At 44.0% G+C, this 4627-nt stretch carries 4 protein-coding genes; 2 read left to right on the top strand and 2 right to left on the bottom strand.

Annotation, left to right across the window (positions count from 1 at the left end; genetic code table 11):
• Nucleotides 1-169 precede the first annotated feature (169 nt).
• Nucleotides 170-2869, bottom strand: a complete 2700-nt coding sequence (locus INF29_RS13825; RefSeq protein ID WP_193487297.1) for a transglycosylase domain-containing protein — start codon at nucleotides 2867-2869, stop codon at nucleotides 170-172.
• 192 nt (nucleotides 2870-3061) lie between these two features.
• On the opposite strand from INF29_RS13825, the gene yunB reads away from it, so the two are divergent.
• Together yunB and INF29_RS13815 are read left to right on the top strand one after the other, a co-directional pair.
• Entirely contained in the window at nucleotides 3062-3742 is a 681-nt protein-coding gene (gene yunB / locus INF29_RS13820) for a sporulation protein YunB (RefSeq protein WP_193487295.1), read from the top strand.
• A gap of 34 nt (nucleotides 3743-3776) precedes the next feature.
• A complete protein-coding gene (locus INF29_RS13815) occupies nucleotides 3777-4352 on the top strand; it encodes a hypothetical protein (protein WP_072851978.1) in 576 nt (191 codons plus the stop codon).
• Between the two features lie 195 nt (nucleotides 4353-4547).
• Here INF29_RS13815 and INF29_RS15435 read toward each other — a convergent pair.
• Nucleotides 4548-4627: IS3 family transposase (locus INF29_RS15435; protein WP_408626509.1), on the bottom strand; the 80-nt coding region annotated here is incomplete at its 5' end.

Raw genomic sequence — 4627 nt, 5'->3', positions numbered from 1 at the left:
AATATTTAGGCTTGAACACCCTTATTTTACAACAAGGACGATGCTTTTTGCTTAAGCTTTAATCTCACCCGCAGAGCGGGCGGTTGTTAAAGGCTGCTTTGCAGCCTTCAGCACTAAAGTAATAATAGGATAGCTGGAATCCGAAGATTCCAGCTATATATCTTATTTCTTATTGAATTCCGAAGTTTGGATCATCTACAGGATTGGTAGGCGTTGTGGTTTCTGTTGAATTGTTGTCACCTGTTCCTGTAGAAGGATCTGTTGTGGTTCCTTCATTATCTGTTCCAGGAGTTGTTTCTTCCGGTGTTGTAGGTTCTACAATATGATCGGAAGTACATTCCTGACTGACATCAATATCCAGTTTGCCTTCTGGAACTTCACTTGGTTTGCCAAGGATCTGTCCATCCTTCACTGCCACAACCACGCTGATGGGGTTCGGGCAATTCGGTCCTGCCAGTTTGCCTGTTTCGGAGCAAACGGTGTAAGACTTATGAAGGGTACATACGGAATCATCTCTCTGGAAGTCCGCAGCTGCCAGGTCCGAACGTGCTGAGTAACCATAATAGTCCTGACTGCACAGACTGGAAGGCTGCGCACCACTTGCCGCGCAGACAGACAGCGTTACGATGCCGTCTGGTCTTGTAAATTCTTTATTGGGCAGATTTGCGTGAATCTGACTCATGACATGCTTCCATATCTTCAAATGGGCACTGCCGGAGACATTTGTCATCTCTTTCGACGTATCATAGCCCATCCAGATACCTGCCGTATAATAAGGCGTATATCCATAGAAAGTCAAGTCCACATTATCACTGGTGGTACCAGTTTTACCGGCAACCGTCATTCCGCTGATCTGTGCCGCAGTACCTGTACCGCTGGTGATAACATCTTCCATCATATCTGTCAGAAGGTATGCAGTTGTTTCTTTCAGAACACGTGTACCTTCTTTTTCTCTGTTATCCAGAAGTACATTGCCATCGTGATCATATACCACTGTGTAATAAGTAGGTTCATAGTATGTGCCGCCATTCGCGATACATGCGTATGCTCCTGTCATTTCCATAACAGACACACCCTGTGTCAGACCACCGAGGGCAGTGGTTGCTGCCTTATCTTCTTCCACCAGATGTTCCAGACCCATACTCTTCATATATTCAAAGGATGTTTCTGCACCAACCATCATAAAGGCTTTCACGGCCAATACGTTCATGGAATCCCGGATACCTTCTCTGACTGTCAAAGGACCAAAGAAACGTCCCTGCCAGTTCCTAGGTGACCAAGAACCATAAGTTACAGGCTCGTCCACGATGATGGAACCGGGCATCAACAGACCTGTATCGATTGCAGGTGCGTAAGAAGCCAGTATCTTCATAGCGGAACCCTGCTGACGAAGACCCTGTGTCGCACGGTTAAATACGGAGTCGCCGGGTTTCTGACCGCGTCCGCCTACCAGTGCTTTTACCTGCCCGTTGCTCTGGTCCATGATGACCATAGCAGACTGCAGGGATTTGGATACGGTTACTTTATCCAGAACCAGCTGATGGGTATCGTCCAGCAGCTCGTCTTTTACAGATTCTACAAAAGCATCTACTTCGTCTTCACTGGTAACAGTCGTTTTCCGTTCATAGTGAGACTGATTGGAAGTATCATCTGGACCACTGACAGGCTTGGAAGTATCTGCAACAGAAATCAGATATGTGACATCCAGCGTACCATCACTGGGCGGGAACATACTGTCATCTGTAAAGGTTTCATCCAGTATTGCCTGCATTTCTGTATTCATGGTCGTATGAATTTCCAGACCATTGTTGTAAATCATCTTATAAGCCTGGGCAGATGTGTAACCCAGTTCTTCCTGAAGGTCTTCTGCCAACTGGTCAATCATAGCTTCCACAAAGTAGTTGTGGTTTGCAACACCAGTGGATTCTTCCTGATTGGTGCACACCAGATTTGCATATACATCTTCTGCCAAAGCTTCATCATGCTCTTCCTGGGTAATATATCCCAGTTCTAACATCTTATCCAGAACCAATGTCTGTCTTTTCTTATTATTTTCCGGCTGAGAATCCGGCGCATACAGGCTTGGATTATTGGTAATGGAAGCAATGCAGGCGCTTTCCGCCAAGGTCAGGTCACTGACATGTTTTCCGAAATAATACTGCGAAGCCGCTTCGACACCATTCAAACCATGGCTCAAAGCAATGGTATTCAAGTATAATTCCAAAATATAATCTTTTGCCGCTTCTTTGGAACCAAGCTGTTTTTCCAGTGTATCTTCCAGATTCAATGCAAGGAATTGTTCTTTGACTTTTCTGACAATGCTTTTTTCATTGGTCAGCACTTCATTCTTAATCAGCTGCTGGGTAATGGTACTTGCGCCCTGACGGAAGCTCATGGTTTTGATATTTTCCACCAAGGCACGGAAAATACCGCGCATATCAATACCGCCATGCTCATAAAAACGTTCGTCTTCAATGGCAACCACAGCATGCTGCATGTGTAATGGGATTTCATCCAGATTCACATATTCCCTGTTTTCGTTGCCATGCAGTTTATCCACTTCCGTTCCGGCGTCATCATAGACAATGGAAGTGTAGGACTGGGGCATAACATCTGACGTATTGAGCATATCTGTACTTTGCAATATGCCAAATACGGTGCCAAGACCAGCGCCTGCAACTGCAAAACCAACTAAGACTACCAACACAATCAATATTTTAGAAATCTTTTTTCCTGTACCTCTTCTTCTCCGTTTCCTGCCGCGTCGGGCATTGGGATGCGGACGGGTACTTCTGCGTCTGCTACTGCTGCTGCCGTGATCAGACTCAGGACGACTGTGTGGGCGTCTTCTTTGTTGAGAATCACTCATCTTTAACCCTCCTTTATCCGTTGATTATAACAGATTTTACGACAGAGATAAAGTAAAATTATATAGAATTTCAAACGCAATTCCTAAAATTGTATTAAAAACGCATGATTTTGGCGTGAAAAACCCATTTTTTCATTGTTTTCAGACTAAATTCCGCGTGATGCCATACAATAGAATCAGGGGGTGAATACCATGGGTGCCAGACGCAGAAAAAAACGCACTTTTCACTGGTCAACACTGCTGCTGATTATCACCATCGGCATAACACTTGGCATAGGACTGCGATTCTTTGACTTGCGTTTAACAGAGATTGCAGAGGAAATGTCCAAGCTAGAGTCCAAAACAGCGGCAAACCGCGTCATTGATACTGCGTTAGAACGTACCCTTGCAGAACTTTCTATGGAAGCGGAAGATTTTTATTTTGCAAATAAAAGCAATCCTGATGGAATTTCTGCCGACACCATCGCCATCAACCGCTTCTGCACCACCCTCAGCAGCGAAATCACCAAAGAACTGGAACAGCTGAACAACGAGAAAATCAACGTTCCTTTAGGCAGCATCAGCGGTGTGGAACTGTTTGCAAACTGGGGACCTGACATTCCCTTTTCTATGGAACCCAAAGGCGCCGCAGAGGTTGATTATGAAACAAAAATGGAAAGCAGCGGCATCAATCAAATGCATTTTCAAATCTGGATCAATATTTCTCTGGAGATTCGTATTGTCAATCCCCTTCATGAAGAAAGCATTCCCATGACGCGGAAAATCATGCTTGTAGATACCGTATTTGGCGGCGATGTTCCAGAAGAATATTTTCAGTGGGAAACGGCAGATTTGCCTATTGACAGAACGGTAAAAATGCTATTAAATGTATAGAGAAGATGTCAAATTTTTAACGGAGGTAAGGCATATGATTCGTACACTTAGAGATTTTTTGGAAGAAGTTGGCGGTCTTTCTTATGATAATGGTGATTTCTGGGCTGTAAGAGATAAATTCAGAGATCGTGAAATTCAGGCGTTTGTAGATTGTTTCCTGCCCGGCACACAGATTCTGCGTGACGGCAAAAACGGTGCACCCGTTGCCATGAAAGGTCTGGCAGATGATAACAAAGGTGCTACCGGTGAAGAAGAACTGGATTTCCACGGTTTGCAGCTGTATGATTTTTCCGATACAACTGGTGAATGGGTTGTCGTAACTTTCCCTGATCTGGAAAGTCTGGAAAAACATCTGCTGAGCGAAGCTGGTTACCTGAACTTCTACAGCACACAGATGCTGGTATTTGAAGATGGTCAGTATAAACCTTTCGAAATCATGTTCAACGGCGACAACGATACCGTCATCGGCATTGACAAAGATCAGTTCGACGCTCCACTGGATATCAAAGGTCTCCAGGGCAGAATCTGGGTACGTTGGATGGATCTGTCTGAAGTACAGCCTTTGACTGACGAAGATGTAGAAGCTTACAAACGCTCCATCGGCAGATAACAAACACCCTGAAAAAAACATATCCCCATTTCTCAGGCAAATAAATTGCACAAAGAAATGGGGATTTTTTATGTTCGGAAATCATTTCAAAAAAAAGACAGATTCCCTTTCAGAAAACATAGAAAAAAAGAAAGCTGAAATCCTATGACTGAACTGCACCCAAAAAGTTAGACAATATTTTCAAATTAAAATTGTTTAAGAAGCCAGAAGGGCTTGTTGTCTGTAAATTGCAGGTGGCAAGCCCTTTAACTTTGCTTTGATTCGATGGTTATTAT

It is taken from the genome of Anaerotignum lactatifermentans, from assembly GCF_014982935.1.
Taxonomy (GTDB): domain Bacteria; phylum Bacillota; class Clostridia; order Lachnospirales; family Anaerotignaceae; genus Anaerotignum; species Anaerotignum lactatifermentans.
The sequence above is the reverse complement of the archived record's forward strand: the minus strand, read 5'-3'. Positions and strand labels throughout refer to the sequence as shown.

Excerpts from the sequence above, each read along its gene's own strand:
- INF29_RS13825 (WP_193487297.1), bottom strand. The coding sequence starts at position 2,869 with ATGAGTGATTCTCAACAAAGAAGACGCCCACACAGTCGTCCTGAGTCT.
- yunB (WP_193487295.1), top strand. The coding sequence starts at position 3,062 with ATGGGTGCCAGACGCAGAAAAAAACGCACTTTTCACTGGTCAACACTG.
- INF29_RS13815 (WP_072851978.1), top strand. The coding sequence starts at position 3,777 with ATGATTCGTACACTTAGAGATTTTTTGGAAGAAGTTGGCGGTCTTTCT.